This window comes from Promicromonospora sp. NPDC057138, from assembly GCF_042670845.1.
Classification (GTDB): domain Bacteria; phylum Actinomycetota; class Actinomycetes; order Actinomycetales; family Cellulomonadaceae; genus Promicromonospora.
In genome coordinates this window covers 1-18,588 of record NZ_JBHUUX010000044.1, presented here as the reverse complement: position 1 = coordinate 18,588, position 18,588 = coordinate 1, and the positions used below count along the sequence as shown (strand labels likewise).

General features: G+C 71.3%; 16 protein-coding genes. 15 read left to right on the top strand and 1 reads right to left on the bottom strand.

Annotated elements, in window-relative coordinates:
• Nucleotides 1-22 precede the first annotated feature (22 nt).
• The 12 genes from ACFT2C_RS20450 to ACFT2C_RS20395 all read left to right on the top strand — a co-directional run bounded on the left by ACFT2C_RS20450 (nt 23) and on the right by ACFT2C_RS20395 (nt 16,075).
• Nucleotides 23-1,528 carry an NAD(P)/FAD-dependent oxidoreductase gene (locus ACFT2C_RS20450; protein WP_377208913.1) on the top strand — a complete coding sequence of 502 codons (1,506 nt, stop codon included), beginning with the start codon at nt 23-25 and terminating at the stop codon, nt 1,526-1,528.
• On the top strand, nt 1,518-3,191 hold the full coding sequence (locus ACFT2C_RS20445; protein WP_377208912.1) for a cytochrome bc complex cytochrome b subunit: 1,674 nt from the start codon (nt 1,518-1,520) through the stop codon (nt 3,189-3,191). The genes ACFT2C_RS20450 and ACFT2C_RS20445 overlap by 11 nt, the downstream gene beginning before the upstream one ends.
• A gap of 78 nt (nt 3,192-3,269) precedes the next feature.
• Nucleotides 3,270-5,414: a glycosyltransferase gene (locus tag ACFT2C_RS20440; protein ID WP_377208911.1), complete on the top strand. Its 2,145-nt coding sequence runs from the start codon at nt 3,270-3,272 to the stop codon at nt 5,412-5,414.
• A gap of 26 nt (nt 5,415-5,440) precedes the next feature.
• Nucleotides 5,441-6,199, top strand: coding sequence for an EAL domain-containing protein (locus tag ACFT2C_RS20435; RefSeq protein ID WP_377208910.1), 759 nt, complete (start codon nt 5,441-5,443; stop codon nt 6,197-6,199).
• A 252-nt stretch (nt 6,200-6,451) separates the two neighbouring features.
• Complete coding sequence (locus tag ACFT2C_RS20430) at nt 6,452-8,146, top strand: methyl-accepting chemotaxis protein (RefSeq protein ID WP_377208909.1); 1,695 nt, start codon at nt 6,452-6,454, stop codon at nt 8,144-8,146.
• 1 nt (nt 8,147) lies between these two features.
• Complete coding sequence (locus tag ACFT2C_RS20425; RefSeq protein WP_377208908.1) at nt 8,148-10,019, top strand: methyl-accepting chemotaxis protein; 1,872 nt, start codon at nt 8,148-8,150, stop codon at nt 10,017-10,019.
• Nucleotides 10,016-10,462: a chemotaxis protein CheW gene (locus ACFT2C_RS20420; protein WP_377208907.1), complete on the top strand. Its 447-nt coding sequence runs from the start codon at nt 10,016-10,018 to the stop codon at nt 10,460-10,462. Before ACFT2C_RS20425 ends, ACFT2C_RS20420 begins: the two co-directional genes overlap by 4 nt.
• Nucleotides 10,462-12,459, top strand: a complete 1,998-nt coding sequence (locus ACFT2C_RS20415) for a response regulator (protein WP_377208906.1) — start codon at nt 10,462-10,464, stop codon at nt 12,457-12,459. The genes ACFT2C_RS20420 and ACFT2C_RS20415 overlap by 1 nt, the downstream gene beginning before the upstream one ends.
• Nucleotides 12,456-13,499, top strand: a complete 1,044-nt coding sequence (locus ACFT2C_RS20410) for a chemotaxis protein CheB (protein ID WP_377208905.1) — start codon at nt 12,456-12,458, stop codon at nt 13,497-13,499. The genes ACFT2C_RS20415 and ACFT2C_RS20410 overlap by 4 nt, the downstream gene beginning before the upstream one ends.
• The gene (locus tag ACFT2C_RS20405; RefSeq protein ID WP_377208904.1) at nt 13,496-14,761 is read left to right on the top strand and encodes a CheR family methyltransferase; all 1,266 of its coding nucleotides are present in this window, start codon (nt 13,496-13,498) and stop codon (nt 14,759-14,761) included. Before ACFT2C_RS20410 ends, ACFT2C_RS20405 begins: the two co-directional genes overlap by 4 nt.
• A gap of 10 nt (nt 14,762-14,771) precedes the next feature.
• Complete coding sequence (locus ACFT2C_RS20400; RefSeq protein ID WP_377208903.1) at nt 14,772-15,152, top strand: chemotaxis protein CheW; 381 nt, start codon at nt 14,772-14,774, stop codon at nt 15,150-15,152.
• The gene (locus tag ACFT2C_RS20395) at nt 15,149-16,075 is read left to right on the top strand and encodes a diguanylate cyclase (protein ID WP_377208902.1); all 927 of its coding nucleotides are present in this window, start codon (nt 15,149-15,151) and stop codon (nt 16,073-16,075) included. The genes ACFT2C_RS20400 and ACFT2C_RS20395 overlap by 4 nt, the downstream gene beginning before the upstream one ends.
• On the opposite strand, the gene ACFT2C_RS20390 is transcribed toward ACFT2C_RS20395, so the two are convergent.
• Nucleotides 16,056-16,244, bottom strand: a complete 189-nt coding sequence (locus ACFT2C_RS20390) for a hypothetical protein (protein WP_377208901.1) — start codon at nt 16,242-16,244, stop codon at nt 16,056-16,058. The genes ACFT2C_RS20395 and ACFT2C_RS20390 overlap by 20 nt on opposite strands.
• 348 nt (nt 16,245-16,592) lie before the next feature.
• On the opposite strand from ACFT2C_RS20390, the gene ACFT2C_RS20385 reads away from it, so the two are divergent.
• From ACFT2C_RS20385 to ACFT2C_RS20375, 3 genes are all read left to right on the top strand, one after another.
• Entirely contained in the window at nt 16,593-17,087 is a 495-nt protein-coding gene (locus ACFT2C_RS20385) for a MarR family winged helix-turn-helix transcriptional regulator (RefSeq protein WP_377208900.1), read from the top strand.
• 135 nt (nt 17,088-17,222) lie between these two features.
• The gene (locus ACFT2C_RS20380) at nt 17,223-18,029 is read left to right on the top strand and encodes an MBL fold metallo-hydrolase (protein ID WP_377208899.1); all 807 of its coding nucleotides are present in this window, start codon (nt 17,223-17,225) and stop codon (nt 18,027-18,029) included.
• Nucleotides 18,020-18,514, top strand: coding sequence for a nuclear transport factor 2 family protein (locus ACFT2C_RS20375; protein WP_377208898.1), 495 nt, complete (start codon nt 18,020-18,022; stop codon nt 18,512-18,514). The genes ACFT2C_RS20380 and ACFT2C_RS20375 overlap by 10 nt, the downstream gene beginning before the upstream one ends.
• The last annotated feature ends 74 nt before the right edge of the window (nt 18,515-18,588 follow it).

Here is an 18,588-nt window from a genome sequence, read left to right as displayed (position 1 = left end):
GTAAGACCACCAGGAGGGTGTCATGGAGAAGACCTCAGGGAAGACCTCAGAGAAGATTCTGATCGTCGGCGGCGGCTACGCGGGCTTCTACACCGCATGGGGACTGGAGAAGAAGCTCCGCCGGGGCGAGGCCGACGTGACCCTCGTCGACCCGCACGGTTACATGACCTACCAGCCGTTCCTGCCCGAGGTCACGGCCGGTTCGATCGAGGCGCGGCACGTCATGGTGTCGCTGCGCAGGCATCTGCGGCGCACCACCATCATCGCCGGCCACACGACGTCGATCGACCACGCGCACCGCACGGCCACCGTCCGCACCAACGACGGCGCCCTGCGGGAGATCGCGTACGACACGATCGTCGTCACCGCGGGCGCCGTGACCCGGACGTTCCCGGTCCCCGGGATCGAGCAGGAGGCGATCGGCCTCAAGCACGTGGAAGAGGCGGTGGCGATCCGCGACCAGCTCCTGACCGCGTTCGACCGGGCCGCGCTGCTCCCGCCGGGAGTGCGACGCCGCAACCTGCTGACGGTCACCGTCGTCGGCGGCGGGTTCACCGGCGTCGAGGTCTTCGGCGAGCTGCTGTCCCTGGCCACGAGCCTGCTGCACGCCTACCCGGAGCTCGGCCGGGACGACCTGAGCTTCCACCTCGTCGACGCGAACAAGCGGATCCTGCCCGAGGTCACCGACGAGCCGGGCCGCTGGGTAGTGGAGCACCTGAAGCGCCGGGGCGCGCGCATCCACCTCGGCACGCAGGTCGTCTCGGCCACGGACGGCCGGATCATGCTCTCCACCGGTGAGTCGTACGGCAACGGGCTCCTGATCTGGGCGGCCGGCAACGGGAGCAACCCCGTCGTCGCCCGCAACACTGACCTGCCGGTCGACGAGCGCGGTCTGGTCCGGGTCCGCGCCGACCTCCGCGTCGGCACCGACGAGCCGGGGGCAGCCGACCAGATAGTGCCCCACGCCTGGGCCGCCGGCGACAACGCCGCCGTCCCCGACCTGGCCTCGCCGGTGCCGGGCGCGCGCACGGTGCCGAACGCGCAGCACGCCGTCCGCCAGGGCAAGCTGCTGGCAGCCAACCTGGTCGCCGACCTGCGCGGCAAGAAGGTGCGCCCGTACATCCACCACAGCCTCGGCACGGTGGCGACCCTCGGCATCGGGCACGGGATCTTCCAGTACCGCCGCCTCGTCATCAAGGGGTTCGTGGCCTGGCTGATGCACCGCGGCTACCACGTCCTGGCCGTGCCGACCTGGGAACGCAAGATCCGGGTCCTGCTGGTCTGGGTGTCCGCGGTGCTCTTCGGGCGGGACATCATCCCGCTCGCCACGGTGCAGCGGCCGCGGGCCGCGTTCCTCGCGGGCGGCGACCCGTTCGCGGGGATCGACGGCGCACGGGCCGACCTCGCGCGGGTCGACGGCACCCGGGTCGACGGCGCCGAGGTCGCCGCCAGCACCGTGTCCGGCACCCCGGCCGACGTCGCCACCGACACCCGGCCCGAGCTGAGCGTGGTGCGCGATGCAGGCTGACCCAGGCGGACGCCGGGCCCGCAAGCGCGCGGGCTCCGGCCCACGCGCCGTGGCCGCCGCCGTCCGCGCGTTCGCCACCGACCTGGGCCGACGCCGCGTGCACCTGCGCTGGTCGAACCTGTTCGGCGTCGTCACGTTCGCCTGCCTGCTCTACCTGGCCGTCACGGGGGTGCTGCTGGCGACCTGGTACACGCCGTCGAACGAGCTCGTCACCTATGACGGGCCCTACGGACCCCTCCAGGGCGCCACCGTGACCGAGGCCTTCGCCTCGACGATGCGCATCTCGTTCGAGCAGACGGGGGGCCTGCTCCTGCGCCAGACGCACCACTGGGCGGCGCTCGTCATGCCGGCGTCGATGATCATGCAGCTCCTGATCACGTTCTTCAGCGGCGGGTTCCGCCGTCCGCGACGGCTGAGCTGGGTGCTCCTGGTCGTGGCCTTCGTCCTGGTGCTCGCCGCCGGGTGGAGCGGCTACGCCCTGCCGGACGACATGCTCTCGGGCACCGGCCTGCGGATCGTGGAGGGTGTGGTCCTCAGCATCCCGTTCATCGGCACCTGGGTGGCGAGCTGGATGTTCGGCGGGCCGTTCCCCGGCCAGATCATCGAGAACCTCTACCCCGTGCACGCCTGGATCGCACCGGGGCTGCTGGTCCTGGTCATGGTCGTGCGCGCCGCGCTCGCCGTCCGGCACGGGCAGGCGGAACCGGCCCTGCGCGCGCCGACCCCGGGCGCGCCGGCCTCGCTCGGGCTGCGGCTGTGGCCCGACGCCGCGCTCCGCGCCGCGGGCATGGTCGGCCTGACCGGTGCGGTGGTGGTCCTGCTCGGGGCGACGTCCACGATCAGCCCGGTCTGGACCTACGGGCCGGCGTCCGTGGGCGAGGTCGGCGCGGGGAGCCAGCCCGACTGGTACATGGGCTTCCTCGACGGCGCCCTGCGTCTCGTCCCGGCCGGCTGGGAGACCGAGTGGCTGGGCTGGACGGTGACCTTCGCGACGCTGGTTCCCCTGCTCGTGGTCGCCGGTTACTTCGGGCTGCTGATCGTCTACCCGTACGTCGAGGCGTGGGTCACCCAGGACCGCGACCTGCACCACGTGCTCGACCGGCCGAGGAACGTCCCCGTGCGCACCGGGATCGGCGTCGCCGGGGCGCTGTTCTACGGGATCCTGTGGGGCGCCGCGAGCGCCGACATCGTCTCGACCGAGTTCAGCGTCTCGTTCGAGACGATCATCACGACGCTGCAGGTGGCGCTGATCATCGGCCCCCCGCTGGCGTTCGAGGTGACCCGGCGCGTCTGCATCGGGCTGCAGCGCAAGGACCGCGAGATCGCGCTGCACGGGCACGAGACGGGCCGCATCGTGCGGATGCCGAACGGCGGGTACGCCGAGATCCACCAGCCGGCCGACGAGGCCGAACGTGCGCGCCTGTCCGTCGCGGCCGTGCCGCCCGCACCCGGCCGCCCGGACGACAAGGGGCACCTCAGCGGGCGCGAGCGGCTGCGCGGCGCCCTGTCCCGGCAGTTCGGCACGGGGCATGTGACTGCCCGCCCTGTGACCGTCAGCCCTGTGACTGCCGGCCCTGTGACTGCGAGGCCGGAGCGCGACCGGACCACCTCGAAGACTCCCGCGAAGGGCGGGGACCTCACAGCTACGCGCCGAGCGCCCTGACCGGGGCGGCGGGCTCGTCGGGCCGTTGCACCGGTTCTCACCTACCGTGGGGTGAAAAGCCTCGTCGAGGGGACGCCCATGAGCCCGAACCCGAGCGGAAGCTCCCCCAGCGCCGGACCCGGACCCAGCACCACCGGACCCAGCACCACCAGAAACGCCAGCCCCGTCCCGACGCGGGCGCGGGGTGTCGCGGCCTCGGTCGAGCCGGCGAGCGACCTGGCCGGCTGGGCCTACCTGCTCGGCGCGCCTCGGCCCGAGTCGCCGCGCGGCCGCCGGCTCGCCCGGGTCGGCGGCGTCCTCGCGATCGGGGCCCTCGTGACGTACCTGTGGTGGCGGATCACGTTCACCATGCCGACGGGAGGGTGGAACGAGGCCGCGGCCTGGGTGCTGGTGAGCTTCGAGGCGATCCCCGTCCTTGGTCTGACGATCCGTCTGGTCACGCTGTGGAACATCGACTGCCGCGCCCCGGCACCGGTCCGCGACCTTCCTGCGGGAATGAGGGTCGCCGTCCTGATTCCCACCTACGACGAGCCGGTCGAGGTCATCGCGCCCACGGTCGCGGCTGCCTGCGCGCTGGAGCCGTCCCACGAGACCTGGGTGCTCGACGACGGCGATCGGGACTGGGTCGCCGAGATGTGCGAGGCGTACGGCGCTCGCTATGTCCGTCGGCCGGTCCACAACCACGCCAAGGCGGGCAATCTCAACCATGCTCTCGGCCTGATGGCCCAGGAGGCGGCACACAGCACGGCAGCAGACAGCACGGCAGCAGACAGCACGGCAGCAGACGGCACAGCAGCGGGACGCGGCGACTTCGACGTCATCGCGGTGCTGGACTGCGACCACGTCCCGCTGCCGACGTTCCTCACCGCGACGCTGGGCTGGTTCGACGATCCCGACGTCGCCCTCGTCCAGGGGCCTCAGACGTTCTACAACTCCGGGGCGTTCGACGACGACGGGGTCACCGGCGAGCAAGGCATCTTCTTCCACGTCCTGATGGCGTCGCGGAACAAGGACGGGGCCGGACCGTTCTGGTGCGGCTCGACCTCCGTGCTCCGCACGCGGGCGCTGCGTGAGGTCGGCGGGATCGCCACCGAGACCATCGTGGAGGACATGCACACGACCCTGGGCCTGATCCGGGCGGGGTGGAAGACCGTCTACCACCACCAGGCGCTGGCCGTGGGGCTGGCGCCCGCGACACCGGAGCAGTACCTCCTGCAGCGGACCCGTTGGGGGCTGGGCGCCATGCAGGTCCTCGCCAAGGAGCACCTGTGGGCCGCCAAGAGCTGGCTGTCGTGGCGGAACTACTACGAGTACCTCAGCGGGACCGTGTGGTGGCTGGAAGGGATCGCCACGGTCGCGATGTTCGTGCTCCCCGCGGCGATCCTGCTCAGCGGCGCGCAGACGTCGACGGCGGGCCCAGGCGTCTTCGCCGCCGTCTTCGTCTCGATGTTCGTGGTGCGGATGTGGGGCGTGCGGTGGCTCTTCCGCCACCACCTGCACCTGACGACGTCGTTCGCGCTGCGGATCTTCCGCATCCCGGTGGGCTTCTCGTGCCTGTGGTGGCTGATGACGCGGCGGACCCTCACTTTCGCGGTGACCCCGAAGGCGGGGGCCAGCGAGCGAGTGCGGGGCCGTCCTCCGCTCATCGTGACCGTGCTGATCGTCGCCGTCTTCGCGATCCTGGCCTACGCGGTGGCCGGCGTGCTGGGCTGGGTGCCGTGGCGCGCGACGGCGGGCGCGACGGTCGCATCCGGCATCTGGCTGCTGCTGGCCGGTGTCGGCCTGGTCTACGGCGCGGTCCGGGTCATGGCGCCCGCCTACGCGACGTCACGCCGCAACGCGCACCGCGTCGCGGTACGCGCCGAGGTGCTGATCGACGGGGCCGACGGTGAGCTCGTGGACCTCTCGGTCGGGGGTGCGGCCGTCCGGATCCCGAGGGGCTCGGTGTCGGCCGTCCATGCGGTCGAGCTCCTCCTTCGCGGAGCCCCGCCCGTGCGGCTGAGCGTCGTCCGCCGGTCCGACGTACCGTCGAGCGGCGACCAGATCCTGTCGATGAAGGTGGAGGAGCGCGACTGGACCGCATTCCACTCGATCTCGATGTGGCTGTTCCACACCCCGCCGGGCGTGATCGACGGCATTCCCCCGGGGGTACCAGCTGTCGCCGCCACACGACGGCGCGGCACCTCGCGTTCGTTCGCCGAGCTCATCACCGAGCACACCTGAAGACCATCCGAATCGTCGAGGAATTCATGACCGAGTCAGACCTCGAACGTGCTATCTCCTACGCCGTCGACAACGGTGAGCTCGTGCTGCACTATCAGCCGATCTTTCGTGTGCGGACGGGCGACCTCGAGGGGTTCGAGGCACTGGTCAGATGGGACCGCCCGGGAGCGGGGCTGCTGCCTCCGGCGCAGTTCGTCCCAGCCGCCGAGGAGTCCGACCTGATCTGCGAGCTCGGCACATGGGTGCTGAACAGCGCGACGGAACAGGCTGCCGCATGGGAGCGCGCGGACGAATCGCGCCACCTGACCGTCGCCGTCAACGTCTCCGGCCGGCACGTCAACGCGGTGCGCATCCGGGACGACGTCGCGAACGCCCTGCGTCGTAGCGGCCTCGATCCGGGCCTGCTTGTCATCGAGATCACCGAGACCGTGCTGGTCGGCGACGTGCCGGCCGCGGAGAACCTCCGTGAGCTCCGGCGCGCGGGCGTCGCGCTGAGCATGGACGACTTCGGCACCGGGTACAGCACCGCCGCACAGCTGGCTCGTCTCCCGGTGGACATCGTGAAGATAGACAGGAGCTACCTCGACCCCAGGACCGCGGCCTCGCGCGAGCGTCTGCGGTCGATGGTGGACGCCGTCCACGCGCTCGGTCTCCCCGTGGTGGTGGAAGGAGTCGAGCGCCAGGACCAGCTCGAGCTGCTCAAGGCCCTCGGAGCGGAATCCGCTCAGGGTTTCGCACTGGGCCGGCCGATGACCGCGGCCGAAGTCGACGTTCATTGGCACTGAAATAACCGCACGGGCCGCATAACCGACGCTCGCTGGCGCGCTGTGTCATGCTGGCATTTGGCAGTCAGCCAAGGCTGAATGCCGATTAGTCCGGATAGTCGTCTGGCGCGAGACAACGCTGCGACAGAGGAGATCGGGAATGCATCTAAGGACCGGCGACAAGCGAAAAGCGAACGTGCGGCCAAAGCGGCCGACATTGCGCACCGTGGCGGCACAATGACGACCGAGCCGTCAGCGCCAGTGCGTCGAAAAATGCCGTATCGCTACCGCTTGGTGGCGGCGATGCTGTCGGTCTCGGTGCCGGTGCTGGTCGTGCTGGCGGTGTTGTTGACGACGTCGGCCTCGGACAGCCTGACCGTCGCTGCCGAGCGCGAGGGGGAGAGCGTGGCGCGCGCGGTCACGCTGCGGTTGGAGGACTGGCTGTCCGAGCGGCGCGCAAGCATGGCCGTGCTCGCCGCGACGGCCGCCGACGCACCGACCTCCGAACAGACCCGATCCGCGCTGGCGCATGTCGCCGAGACCGGCGGCTACTTCACCCTGATCGAGGTCACCGACCTGGACGGCAACGTGCTGTCGACCAGTCGAGCCGACGCCGGCATCGACACAGCGGGGAAGGCCTGGTTCCGTCGCGTCGCCGAGGGCCGGCCGGTCCTGACCTCGCCGGTCCGGCAGGGCGATCACATCGAATGGGTCATCGCGGAACCTGTGCTAGGCGAGAACGGCCGCCCGCAGGCCGTCCTGATCGGCAACCTCAACCCGGTGCTCCTCGCCGGCCTCCTCGACCCGGAGCTGGGCGAGGGCAGCGACGTCGTCACGGTGGACTCGGAGAACCACCTGATCTACAGCAGCGCGGACATGGGTGAGGTCGCCGACGACACCGCGATGCTGGCCGCCGGCGCGCTCAGCACCACCGTCGAGAACACCGCCACCCGGGCCGCCGCCAGTAGCGGGCAGCCCGGTGTCACGCGACTCACCGACGCCGACGGCGAGGACCTCGTCGGTGGATACGACCTGGTCGAGGACCTGGACTGGATCGTCATCATCGAAGAGCGCGCCGACACCCTGCTCGCACCGGTCGCCACCGAACGCCAGCGCGCCATCCTGGTGGTCGCCCTCGGAACCGTCCTCACCTTCGGCGCCGCTCTCTTCTTCGGCATCCGCGAGGCGCGCAACCTCCGGGGACTCGCCGACGGGACCACGGCGGCTGGTGTGGAGGTGAATTCGGCGGCGGCCGAGCTGTCGGCGTCGTCGGACGAGCTCGCGGCGACCACGACACAGCAGAGCGCCGCGTTCACACAGGTCGCCGCAACCACCGAGGAACTGGCCCGGTCCTCCGCATCGATCACCGAGACCGTGGGCAACGTCGCCCGGCAGACCGCAGAGACCCGGGACAACCTCGAACAGGCCGAAGGCGACATCGCCACCTCCAGCGAACGCACCCTGGCACTGGCCGGCCGGGTCAACGACATCGACAGCCTGCTCGACCTCATCAACGACATCGCCGACCAGACCAACCTCCTCGCGCTCAACGCCGCGATCGAAGCCGCACGCGCGGGCGAGAACGGACGCGGCTTCGCCGTCGTGGCCGACGAGGTACGACGCCTGGCCGAACGCTCCAAGACCTCCGCCGGAGACATCGCCACGATCGTCACAGCGGTCCAGGACGAGACCAACGCGACCGTCATGGCCATGGAGAAGGGCGCCAAACAGATGCAGCAAGGCCTGATCCTGCTCGAGGCAGTGACCGACGCCCACGACCAGGTCCGCCTCACCACCCAACAGCAGCAGAGCGCCACCGCACAGGTAGTGGAAACGATGGAACAGCTCACCGACGCCAGCCGCCAGGTCTCAGCCACCGCCCAGCAGATCGCCGACGCCGCCGGCAACCTCGCCGACCTCGCCGGCAACCTCGAGACCACCGCAACCACCGCACGGGACCGGTACTGACATGGCACCAGCCGCAGGCAGGTGGCGCACGCTGCACCGCCGCTTCGCGTTCCGCTTGGTGGCGGCGATGCTGCTGGTCTCGCTGCCACTGATGATCGTGCTGGCGGTGTTGTTGACGACCTCGGCGTCGGGCAGCCTGACCACGGCGGCCGAGCGCGACGGGCGGAGCGTGGCGCGCGCGCTCACGCTGCGGCTGGAGGACTGGGTGGCCGAACGGCGCGAGGACATGACCGCGCTCGCCGGAGCGGTCGCCGACGACTCGAGTGCCCAGGAGACCCGGTCCGCGCTGACGAACGCCGCCGAGACCGGCGACCACTACACGCTGATCGAGGTCACCGACCTGGACGGCAAGGTGCTGTCGACCAGCCGGAGCGGTGCCGGCGTCGATCCGGTCGGGCAGGAGTGGTTTGGTCTTGCCGCCGAGGGCCAGCCGGTCCTGACGTCGCCGGTCCGGCAGGGCGATCACATCGAGTGGGTCATCGCGCAACCGGTGCTGGACCAAGCGGGCCGCCCGCAGGCGGTCCTGATCGGCAGCCTCAACCCGGCGCTGCTCTCCGACCTGCTCAACCCGGAGCTGGGGCAGGGCGACGAGGTGCTCGCGGTGGACGCGCAGCATCGCCTGATCTACAGCACCGAGGACATGGGTAAGGCCGCCGATGACACCGCGATGCTCGCCGCGGGTGCCCTCACGACCGTCGTCGACAACGCCGCCACCCGGGAGGCAGCCAGCACCGGCCGACCCGGCGTCGCGCGATTCACCGATCCCGAGGGCCACGACGTCATCGGTGGATACGAGCTGGTCGACGACCTGAGCTGGATCGTCATCGCCCAGAATCACGCCGGCACCCTGCTCGCCCCCGTTGCGGCCGAACGCCAGCGCGCCATCCTGGTGGTCGCCCTCGGAACCATCCTCGCAGTGGTCGTCTCGATCCTGCTGGCACGACAGAGCACACGACCCATCCACCGGCTGACCGAGGTGATGCGGAGGGTCGCGGACGGCGACCCGGACGCCCGGGCCCGGCCCGAGGGGTCGATGGAGCTCGTCGCACTGAGCGAGTCCTTCAACACGATGCTCGACACGGGTCGGCAGGTCGCTGCGCAGGTCACTGCCGCGGGTGTGGAGGTGAATTCGGCGGCGGCCGAGCTGTCGGCGTCGTCGGACGAGCTCGCGGCGACCACGACACAGCAGAGCGCCGCGTTCACACAGGTCGCCGCAACCACCGAGGAACTGGCCCGGTCCTCCGCATCGATCACCGAGACCGTGGGCAACGTCGCCCGGCAGACCGCAGAGACCCGGGACAACCTCGAACAGGCCGAAGGCGACATCGCCACCTCCAGCGAACGCACCCTGGCACTGGCCGGCCGGGTCAACGACATCGACGGCCTGCTCGACCTGATCAACGACATCGCCGACCAGACCAACCTGCTCGCCCTCAACGCCGCGATCGAGGCCGCCCGCGCCGGCGAGAACGGACGCGGCTTCGCGGTCGTCGCCGACGAGGTACGACGCCTGGCCGAACGCTCCAAGTCCTCGGCCGGAGACATCGCCACGATCGTCACAGCGGTCCAGGACGAGACCAACGCCACGGTCATGGCCATGGAGAAGGGCGCCAAACAGATGCAGCAAGGCCTGATCCTGCTCGAAGCGGTGACCGACGCCCACGACCAGGTCCGCCTCACCACCCAGCAGCAGCAGAGCGCAACCGCGCAGGTCGTGGAGACCATGGAACAGCTCACCGACGCCAGCCGGCAGGTCTCGGCCACCGCCCAGCAGATCGCCGACGCCGCCGGCAACCTCGCCGACCTCGCCGGCAACCTCGAGACCACCGCAACCACCGCACGGGACGCGGCGGGGGGCAGCGGGCTCCGATGACCGACGTCCACGCCCTGCTGCTCCCGGTGGGAGCCGACCTCTACGCGCTGCCGGTGGACTGGGCGCGCGAGGTCGTCGCGCCTCCGACCCTGACGCCGTTGGCGACGGCCCCGCCGGTCGTGATCGGTCTGTTCAACCTGCGGGGTCAGATCGTCCCGCTGCTCGACACGGCCGCGCTCCTGAGCCTGGGCCAGATGGAGACGACGACGTTCGCGGTGGTCGTGACCGGACCGCACGGTCTCGCCGCGCTGGCGACGACCGGCTTTCCTCAGCGCCAGATGCTCGAAACGCCCACCGGCACCTCCGACCTGCCGGGGACCACCGGGCTGTATCAGGTGGGCACGGAGGTGGCCGCGCTGCTCGACCCCGCGGCGCTGCTGACCCCCGAGCGAGTGCGGGACCCGGCCGCCCGCCTCGACCCGACGCCGAGGGGGGACGGCTGATGCCGGGCATGAGTCCGGAGCACGTGCGCCGGCTCTTCGCTCAGGAGGCCGAGGTCCGGCTCGCCGAGCTCGGCAGGCTCCTGCTCCGGCTCGAGGAGGACGGCGACCACGCGGCGCTCATCGGGTCCGTCTTTCGCGAGCTGCACACCCTCAAGGGCTCGGCCGCCGTCGCCGGGCTCGACGAGGTGAGCCGGATGTCGCACGACCTCGAGGCGGTGGTCGAGGAGGTGCGGGCCGGGCAGCGACCGATCACCGCCGAGGTGGTCGACGCGCTCTGGCAGGGCACGGACCAGCTCGGCGCCGCCGTCTCCCGAGCTGGCGCCGACGGGCAGCCCCCCGCCCGCCAGGCCGCTCCCGCACCACATGTGGATCGGGCCCCGGTGCCCGACGGCGCCCGACCCGATCCACCTCCGGCCTCCGCCGGCGGAACTGACTTCATCATGGTCCCCGTCGAACGCCTGGAGGAGCTCGCCCGCCTCGTCGGCGAGACCGCCTCGGCCCAGCTGCGCGTCGGGCGGATGCTCAACGACCGGTTCCACGTCGACCCGGCCACCGTTGCCGAGTTCAACGCGCTGTCCCACTCCCTCAGCGACCTGCGCGACCACGCGATGCGCGCGCAGATGGTGCCGGTGTCCACCATCACCGACCAGCTGCACCGGGCGGTGCGTGACCTGTCGCGAGCCCAGGGCAAGGACGTCCGCTGGGAGACCGAGGGCCTCGACACCGAGATGGACCGCGGCATCCTGCGCCGGCTGTCGGACTCCGTCCTGCACCTGGTCCGCAACGCGATCGACCACGGCATCGAGTCACCCGAGGAACGGGAGCGGGCCGGGAAGCGGCCCCAGGCGACGCTGCGCCTCCACGCGATGCAGCTCGGCTCGGAGGTGATCATCGCGGTAAGCGACGACGGCCGGGGCATCGACACGGACAGCGTCGAGCGGGAGGCGAGCCGCCTCGGCATCGACACCGAGGGCCTCACCCGGGACGAGCGCATGGGGCTGACGTTCCAGGCTGGTCTGTCCACCACGCAGTTCGTGACCGATCTGTCGGGGCGCGGCGTCGGTCTCGACGTCGTGCGGACCAGCGTCGAGGCGGCGCAGGGCCGGGTGGAGGTTCGTTCGGAGCCCGGCGCCGGAACGGAGTTCCGGATCATCGTGCCCATCACGGTGGCCGTGCTGCGCTGTCTGCTCGTCGAGGCCGCCGGCCAGTGCTTCGCGCTCCCCTTCCATCGGGTGCTGCTCTCCATGGCTCACCAGCCCTCCACGGTCACGCACGCCGAGGGCAGGCCGGTGGTGTGGGCGGACGGACATCCGGTCCCGGTGAGAGCGCTCGGCGAGACGCTCGGGCTCGCGGGAGGCGAGGCGCCAGAGGGGCCAGTCGTCGTGCTCTCCAGCGGCTCCCATCGACACGCCTTCGGCGTCGACCGGCTGATCGGCCAACGGGACGTGGTCATCAAGGCACTCAGCCCCCTGCTTCCTCGCCTGCCACTGGTCGCCGGGGCCGGCGTCGAGGCCGACGGGTCGATCCTGGTGGTGCTCGACCCGCCGGGCCTGATCCAGCGGGCCGGTCAGACGGGTCGGACGAGCGGCCCGAAGGCACCCGCCGTCCAACCTGGAGCGACGCGGCGCAGCGTGCTCGTGGTCGACGACGCGCTCGTCGTCCGCGAGCTGCAGCGCGGCATCCTCGAGCGGGCCGGGTTCGAGGTGCGGGTCGCGACCGACGGTCAGCACGCGCTGACGCAGCTCGCCCAGGAGAGCAGCGACGTCGTCGTGACGGACATCGAGATGCCGACGATGGACGGCTTCGCGCTGACCGAGGCGATCAGGGCTCATCCGAGCCTGGCGAACACCCCCGTGCTCATTGTGAGCTCCCGCGCCAGCGACGCCGACCGGCAGCGGGGAATGGACGTCGGGGCCGACGGCTACATCATCAAGAGCGCGTTCGACGAGACGAGCCTCCTGAGCGCCGTGAACCGCCTCCTGGGAGTGACGGCGTGAGCGGCGCGGCCGATGGCGACCAGATCCGCGTGGTCCTCGTCGAGGGCGCGTCCGCGCAACGGAGCCGGCTGGTCTCGATCCTGCAGGTCCAGGGCGACATCGTCGTCACGGAGTGCTCCACCGGAGCGGAGGCCATCGAGCTCGTCGCGAGATCCCGGCCCGACGTCGTCATCCTCGACCTGCATCTTCGGGACGGGCAGAGCCAGCAGGCCATCGAGCAGATCATGGCGCGGACGCCCACGCCGATCCTGATCCTGTCCGCCCGCATCCGGGACCGGCGTGAGCCCTCCGCGGTCACGGCTCTCGTCGCCGGCGCCCTCGAGGCCCTGCCCCGGCCGCCGCTGTGGACACCCGCGCAGGGCGCGGAGCTGCGCCGGGCGGTGCGCCAGATCAGCAAGGTCCACGTCATCCGGCACCCGCGGGGCAGCCAGGCGCCGGACCCACCGCGCGACGTCGTACCGCGCGCCGGACGACGACCGGTCGTGGCGATCGCCGCCTCGACCGGAGGCCCCAGCGCCCTGGTCACCCTGCTCGGGGGCCTCGCCGGACTCCCTGCCCCGGTGCTGGTGGTCCAGCACCTCCACCCCGACTTCACCGCGAGCCTGGTCGAGTGGATGTCCCGGGTCTCCGCGCTCCCCGTCGAGACCGCTCGGCACCACCAGGTCGCCCGGCCCGGGCGGGTCTACTTCGCCCCCGGCGGCCGGCACCTGCACTACGCCACCGGCGACAAGCTCGAGCTGGTCGAGCTGCCGGACACACCGCACCGGCCGTCGGCCGACGAGCTGTTCCGGTCGGTGGCGCGCACTGCCGGCTCGGGGGCGATCGGCGTGCTGCTCACCGGGATGGGCGACGACGGGGCGCGGGGACTGCTGGCGATCCACCAGAGCGGTGGATCGACGCTCGCCCAGGACGAGGCCTCGTCCACGGTGTTCGGGATGCCGAAGGCCGCCGTCGGGATCGGGGCCGTGACCGAGCTGCTCCGGATCGAGAAGCTGGCCGACGCCGTGCAGCGGGCCGTGCGCGAGGTGGTGGGCGGATGACGACGCACAGCCATGCCCTCGAGGCAGTGATCGACCGGGTGGCCGACCTGCTCCACCTGCGCATCGGCCTGCGCCCGGACAAGACCCTGCGCGGGCGCCTGCGCCGCGCCGTCCGGGAGGAGGCCGCGCGCCACGGCAAGGACCCGATGGCGTACTTCGACCGGCTGGTCGTGGACGCCGCCTCGCTCCAGGGCCTGATGGACCGGGTCACGGTCCAGGAGACCGGGTTCTTCCGCCATCCCGAGCAGTTCGACGTGCTGGTCCGCGAGGTGCTGCCGAACGTGCCCCGTCCGGTGCGGATCTGGAGCGCGGGGTGCGCCAACGGCCAGGAGGCCTACACGCTGGCGATGCTCCTGGAGGAGCAGGGCATCGACGGCACCGTCGTCGCCACGGATCTCTCGACGGCGGCGTTGCGGCGAACCGCGACCGCCCGCTATCACGGCCGCGAGGTCTCCGGCCTGTCGCCCGGCCGGCTCGAGCGGCACTTCACCCGTGTCGGGGACGGCTGGGAGGCCGGCAAGGCCATCCGGTCCCGGGTCAGCACGCTGCACCACAACCTCCTCGACCCGCTCCCGCCCGAGGTCCTGTCGTGCCAGGTGGTCTTCTGCCGCAACGTGCTCATCTATCTTGCCCCCGAGCAGGTCCGCCTCTTCCTCGACCGCATCGCCGCGAGCCTTGCCCCGACCACGACGCTCGTCGTCGGCGCGGCCGAGACGCTCTGGCAGGTCTCCGACCGCTTCCGGGCCATCCGCGTGGGCGATACGTTCATCTACCGCCAGCGGATCGCCGGGGTGAGCCCCTCCGCACGACGCCCCAGCGTCGACCTGGGGGGCCGACGGCCCGCGGCCCCGACGGCCACACCCCGCCCGCGTCCGGCGAACGCTGTCCGGACGCGCACGCCCCCGGTCCCCCCGCGGGAGCCCACCCGCCCCGTCACGAGAGCCGACCGACCGCAGGCCGCACCCGAGCCCGCCGAACCGGCCGATCAGCTGGAGGCGGCGGGCCAGCACGCCATCGCCGCGGGCGACTACCAGGCGGCGGTCGTGGTGTTCCGCAAGTGGGTCTACCACGAGCCGCACAGCCCGGTGGCACGGCTGCACCTGGGACTGGCGCTCGAAGCAGCGGGCGACGAGAGCTCGGCCAAGCGCGCCTTCGCGTCCGCCCGCCGCGCCCTGGTCGACGCCGGTCCTGACCACACGCCCGCCGGGCTCGACGGCTACGCGGCGGCCGAGATCCTCAAGCTGCTCGACTCCCGAACATGAAGGTCACTCGATGACGACGATGGTCTGTTTCCAGGCGGACGGCGCGGCATACTGCCTGCCCTTGCAGGCGGCCCGCTCGGTCCGCACCGCCGCAGAGGTGATCGCGCTGCCGGACCCGGCCGCCGACGTCGCCGGGATCATCCCGGGAGACCCACCCCTGACGGTGATCTCGCCGCTCGAGTCCAGCGGCCGGCACATCCTGGTGATCGAGGCCCAGGGCCAGACCTTCGGCCTGCTCGTCGACATCGTCACCGGCATTCAGCAGATCGACGTCGCCGACATCCGGCCTGCTCCAAAGGGCCAGGGCCGCCCCTTCGTCTCCGGAACGGTCGACCGAGACGGCCGCCTGGTCTTCGTCGCGGACCCGACTGCACTGGCCGGGCGACTATGAGCGCGCCGACGGTCCTGATCGCGGACGACTCGCTCGTGATCCGGGCCGTGGTCCGGGACGGCCTGGAGAGCGACGGCTACCGGGTCGTCGAGGCGGTGGACGGGCTCGCCGCGGTCGAGCGGTGCCGCGAGGACCGGCCCGACGTCGTGCTGCTCGACATCGAGATGCCGGGACTCGACGGATACCAGGTGCTGGCCGAGCTCAAGGGCGATGCCGAGCTGAGGGACATCCCGGTCGTGTTCCTCACCGGCCGGAACACCATGGACGACGTCGTCGCGGGGCTGCGCGGCGGCGCGCACGACTACCTCAAGAAACCCTTCGAGGGGCCAGAGCTGCTCGCCCGCGTCGCGGCGGCGTCCCACGTCAAGAAGCTGCAGGATCAGCTCCAGCAGCGCAATGCCGAGCTGGAGCGGCTCAGCCGCACCGACGCGCTCACCGGCCTCTACAACCGCCGGTACCTCGATCAGGAGCTCACCCGGTACCACGGCGACTCGATCCGCTACCAGTACCCCCTGTCGGTCGCGCTGCTCGACCTCGACCACTTCAAGCAGGTCAACGACACCTATGGGCACTCGGCCGGCGACCAGGTGCTACGGGTCTTCGCCGAGCACCTGCACCGCGAGCTGCGCGCCGGCGACGTCGGCGGCCGCTGGGGCGGTGAGGAGTTCCTCCTCGTCCTGCCGCACACCGACCTCGCGGGAGCCGTCGCTGTCGCCGACCGGATCCGCGCCGCGACGGCCGCGGAGCTCGTCGCCGTGGACGGGCGGAGCATCACCGTCACCGTCAGCGGGGGTTGCGCGCTCGCTCTGGGCGAGTCCCCCGAGGCCGTGGTCCAGCTCGCCGATGCCGGCCTGTATCGGGCGAAGCTGGGCGGCCGGAACCAGATCGCCACGGCGGCCCCGGCTACCCCCCGAGCGCCTTGAACACCTCGTACACCATGAAGGCGGGCCAGAAGAAGCCTTGGACGATCGCCCAGACGAACTCCCAGAAACCGTCGGCCTGCTGCCAGAAGTACACCCACCCGCCGATGACACCGAGCCCGTAGATGGCTCCACCGCCAACCGCTCCCGAACGAGCGTTCCCGTCACCCATGTCGCGCCTCCGTACTCATTCCTGCTGTCATCGACGCTGCTGCGATCGACGTTGCTGCGATCGATGCTGATGTAGTCGATCCTGACCTGCTCCGTGCCGATGTGCGCGACGCTCAGGCCAGCGCGGCGACGCCGGCCAGCTCCTCGGGTCGTTGGGCCTGTCTACCGCGCGCGGTCCCTGCGGCACGCACGGCTGAGCAGCTCGACGAGCCCACCGGAGCAGCAGGAGGGATCTAGACACCATTCGATCGTCCATGTAGATACATTTCTTGACACAGAACGCTCGTTTCCGTAGGGCTGCGACACCGCCTGCACGCAGGGCGGGCACGCCCCTCGCTACGCTGACCTGGTGAGCACGCCGTCAGAGTTCTCGTCGCCCCGCGAGGCCGCCTATGACCCTCGGATCCTGGTGTTCGGCCGTCTGCTCGGCGCGGCGAACCGGCTGGAGTACATCCTGGGGCGGGCGCTCGAGGAGCAGACCGGCCTGAGCCACACGACGTTCGAGCTGCTGCTGGTCGTGGGCCGCGCCGGGCCGGACGGCGCACCCGTGCGCGACATCGCCCAGGCGCGCGTCCTCACCTCGGGCGGCGCGACGCGCCTGGTCCAGCGGGCGGCCGAGCAGGGCCTCATCGAGCGCAAGCCGTCCGCCGACGACGGGCGCGTCCAGCTCGTCTTCCTGACGCCTGCCGGCGAGGAGGTCCTGCTGCGGGCGAGCGCGGTCCATGCCCGGAACATCGAGCAGTACCTGGTCGACGTGCTGCCGGCGGACCAGGCCGAGGTCTTCGCCGGCGCCATCCGCACCCTGAGCAAGAACGCGGAGCAGCAGCTCCCCGTCATGCCCTGAGCCCGCCCCTCCTCGACGATCCCCTCCGCCACCTGATCGTCCGGGAATAGCTGACTAGTCAGCCTTTGTTACCTCGGCACACGGCCACCGCGCCGCGTCGCCCGGCCACCGGGCGCCCCGAGGAAGGAACACATCATGTCGCTGTCCTTCGAGGTCTTCGACCTCGACTTCCCTGCCGGCTCGAAGAACAAGTCCGCCGTGCTCGTCACGGGCGAGAACGAGGCCCTGCTCGTCGACGCCGGCTTCACGCGGGCCGACGGGCACCGGCTCGCCGCAGCCGTACTCGACTCGGGCAAGACCCTCGCCACGGTGTTCGTCAGCCACGCCGACCCGGACTTCTACTTCGGCCTCGAGGTCATCGCCGACGCCTTCCCCGACGCGAAGATCGTCGCCACCCCCGTCGTCATCGAGCACATCGAGGCCTCGTACGAGGGCAAGCTCAAGGCATGGGCGGCGCTCGGCGCGAACCTCCCGACCCGCCTGGCGAAGATCGAGCCCCTCGCCGAGGACTTCGTCGAGGTCGACGGCTCCCGCTTCGAGCTCCGGGGCGGCTCCGCCGTCCTGCCCGACCGGCACTACCTGTGGAACGCCGAGCACCGCGCGATCATCGGCGGCGTGCTCCTCTTCCAGCAGGAGCACGTGTGGGTCGCGGACACCGCCACGCCGGAGCAGCGCGCGGCCTGGATCGAGCTGCTCGACGAGATGCAGGCGCTCGACCCCACGTTCGTCGTCGCCGGGCACCGCCTACCGGACACCGCCAACGACGCGAGCGCGATCGACTACACCCGCACCTACCTGCGCGACTTCGAGCGCATCCTGGAGGGTTCGGCCGACGGCGCCGCCACGACCGCCGCGCTCGTGGAGGCCTACCCCGAGTCCGGGATGCTCATCGCCGCCCAGCTCGGGCCGAAGGTCGCGAAGGGTGAGATGACATGGGGCTGAACGACGCAGGGCTGAACGACGCAGGGCTGAACGACGCAGGGCTGAACGACGCAGGGCTGACCGGGAGCTCGCCCGGGACCAGCACCTTCGAGACGTCGACGGCGCCGCGCGACGTCGTCCGGCGGCAGTATCTGGCCTCCGCGGCCGGCGACCTCGACGCTCTGCGCGCCACGATGGCGCCCGACGTCGAGTGGACCGAGATGGCCGGGTTTCCACTGGCCGGCACCTATCGCACGCCCGACGGCGTCACCGCGAACGTCATGGCCAAGCTCGCCCAGGACTGGGACGGCTGGGCTGCCCACGACGACACCTACGTCGTCGACGGCGAGAACGTGGTGGTGCTCGCGCGCTACACCGCCACGCACCGCGGCACCGGCAAGGAGCTCGACGCCCGCGTGGCCCACCACTTCGTCGTGCGCGGCGGGCTCATCGTGCGGTTCGAGCAGTTCGTCGACTCGGCGCTCGTGCGGGACGCGGCGGCGTAGTCCCGAGGTCGGCAGCCTGCATTGAAGTCGGCAGGTTGCATCGAGATCGGTCCAGAGGCGGACCGATCTCGATG

Bases quoted from the DNA above. Each gene is read 5' to 3' on its own strand.
- ACFT2C_RS20375 (WP_377208898.1), top strand. From the start codon at position 18,020: ATGGGGCTGAACGACGCAGGGCTGAACGACGCAGGGCTGAACGACGCA.
- ACFT2C_RS20395 (WP_377208902.1), top strand. From the start codon at position 15,149: ATGAGCGCGCCGACGGTCCTGATCGCGGACGACTCGCTCGTGATCCGG.
- ACFT2C_RS20450 (WP_377208913.1), top strand. From the start codon at position 23: ATGGAGAAGACCTCAGGGAAGACCTCAGAGAAGATTCTGATCGTCGGC.
- ACFT2C_RS20445 (WP_377208912.1), top strand. From the start codon at position 1,518: ATGCAGGCTGACCCAGGCGGACGCCGGGCCCGCAAGCGCGCGGGCTCC.
- ACFT2C_RS20420 (WP_377208907.1), top strand. From the start codon at position 10,016: ATGACCGACGTCCACGCCCTGCTGCTCCCGGTGGGAGCCGACCTCTAC.
- ACFT2C_RS20390 (WP_377208901.1), bottom strand. From the start codon at position 16,244: ATGGGTGACGGGAACGCTCGTTCGGGAGCGGTTGGCGGTGGAGCCATC.
- ACFT2C_RS20400 (WP_377208903.1), top strand. From the start codon at position 14,772: ATGACGACGATGGTCTGTTTCCAGGCGGACGGCGCGGCATACTGCCTG.
- ACFT2C_RS20405 (WP_377208904.1), top strand. From the start codon at position 13,496: ATGACGACGCACAGCCATGCCCTCGAGGCAGTGATCGACCGGGTGGCC.
- ACFT2C_RS20435 (WP_377208910.1), top strand. From the start codon at position 5,441: ATGACCGAGTCAGACCTCGAACGTGCTATCTCCTACGCCGTCGACAAC.
- ACFT2C_RS20380 (WP_377208899.1), top strand. From the start codon at position 17,223: ATGTCGCTGTCCTTCGAGGTCTTCGACCTCGACTTCCCTGCCGGCTCG.
- ACFT2C_RS20415 (WP_377208906.1), top strand. From the start codon at position 10,462: ATGCCGGGCATGAGTCCGGAGCACGTGCGCCGGCTCTTCGCTCAGGAG.
- ACFT2C_RS20440 (WP_377208911.1), top strand. From the start codon at position 3,270: ATGAGCCCGAACCCGAGCGGAAGCTCCCCCAGCGCCGGACCCGGACCC.
- ACFT2C_RS20430 (WP_377208909.1), top strand. From the start codon at position 6,452: ATGCCGTATCGCTACCGCTTGGTGGCGGCGATGCTGTCGGTCTCGGTG.
- ACFT2C_RS20425 (WP_377208908.1), top strand. From the start codon at position 8,148: ATGGCACCAGCCGCAGGCAGGTGGCGCACGCTGCACCGCCGCTTCGCG.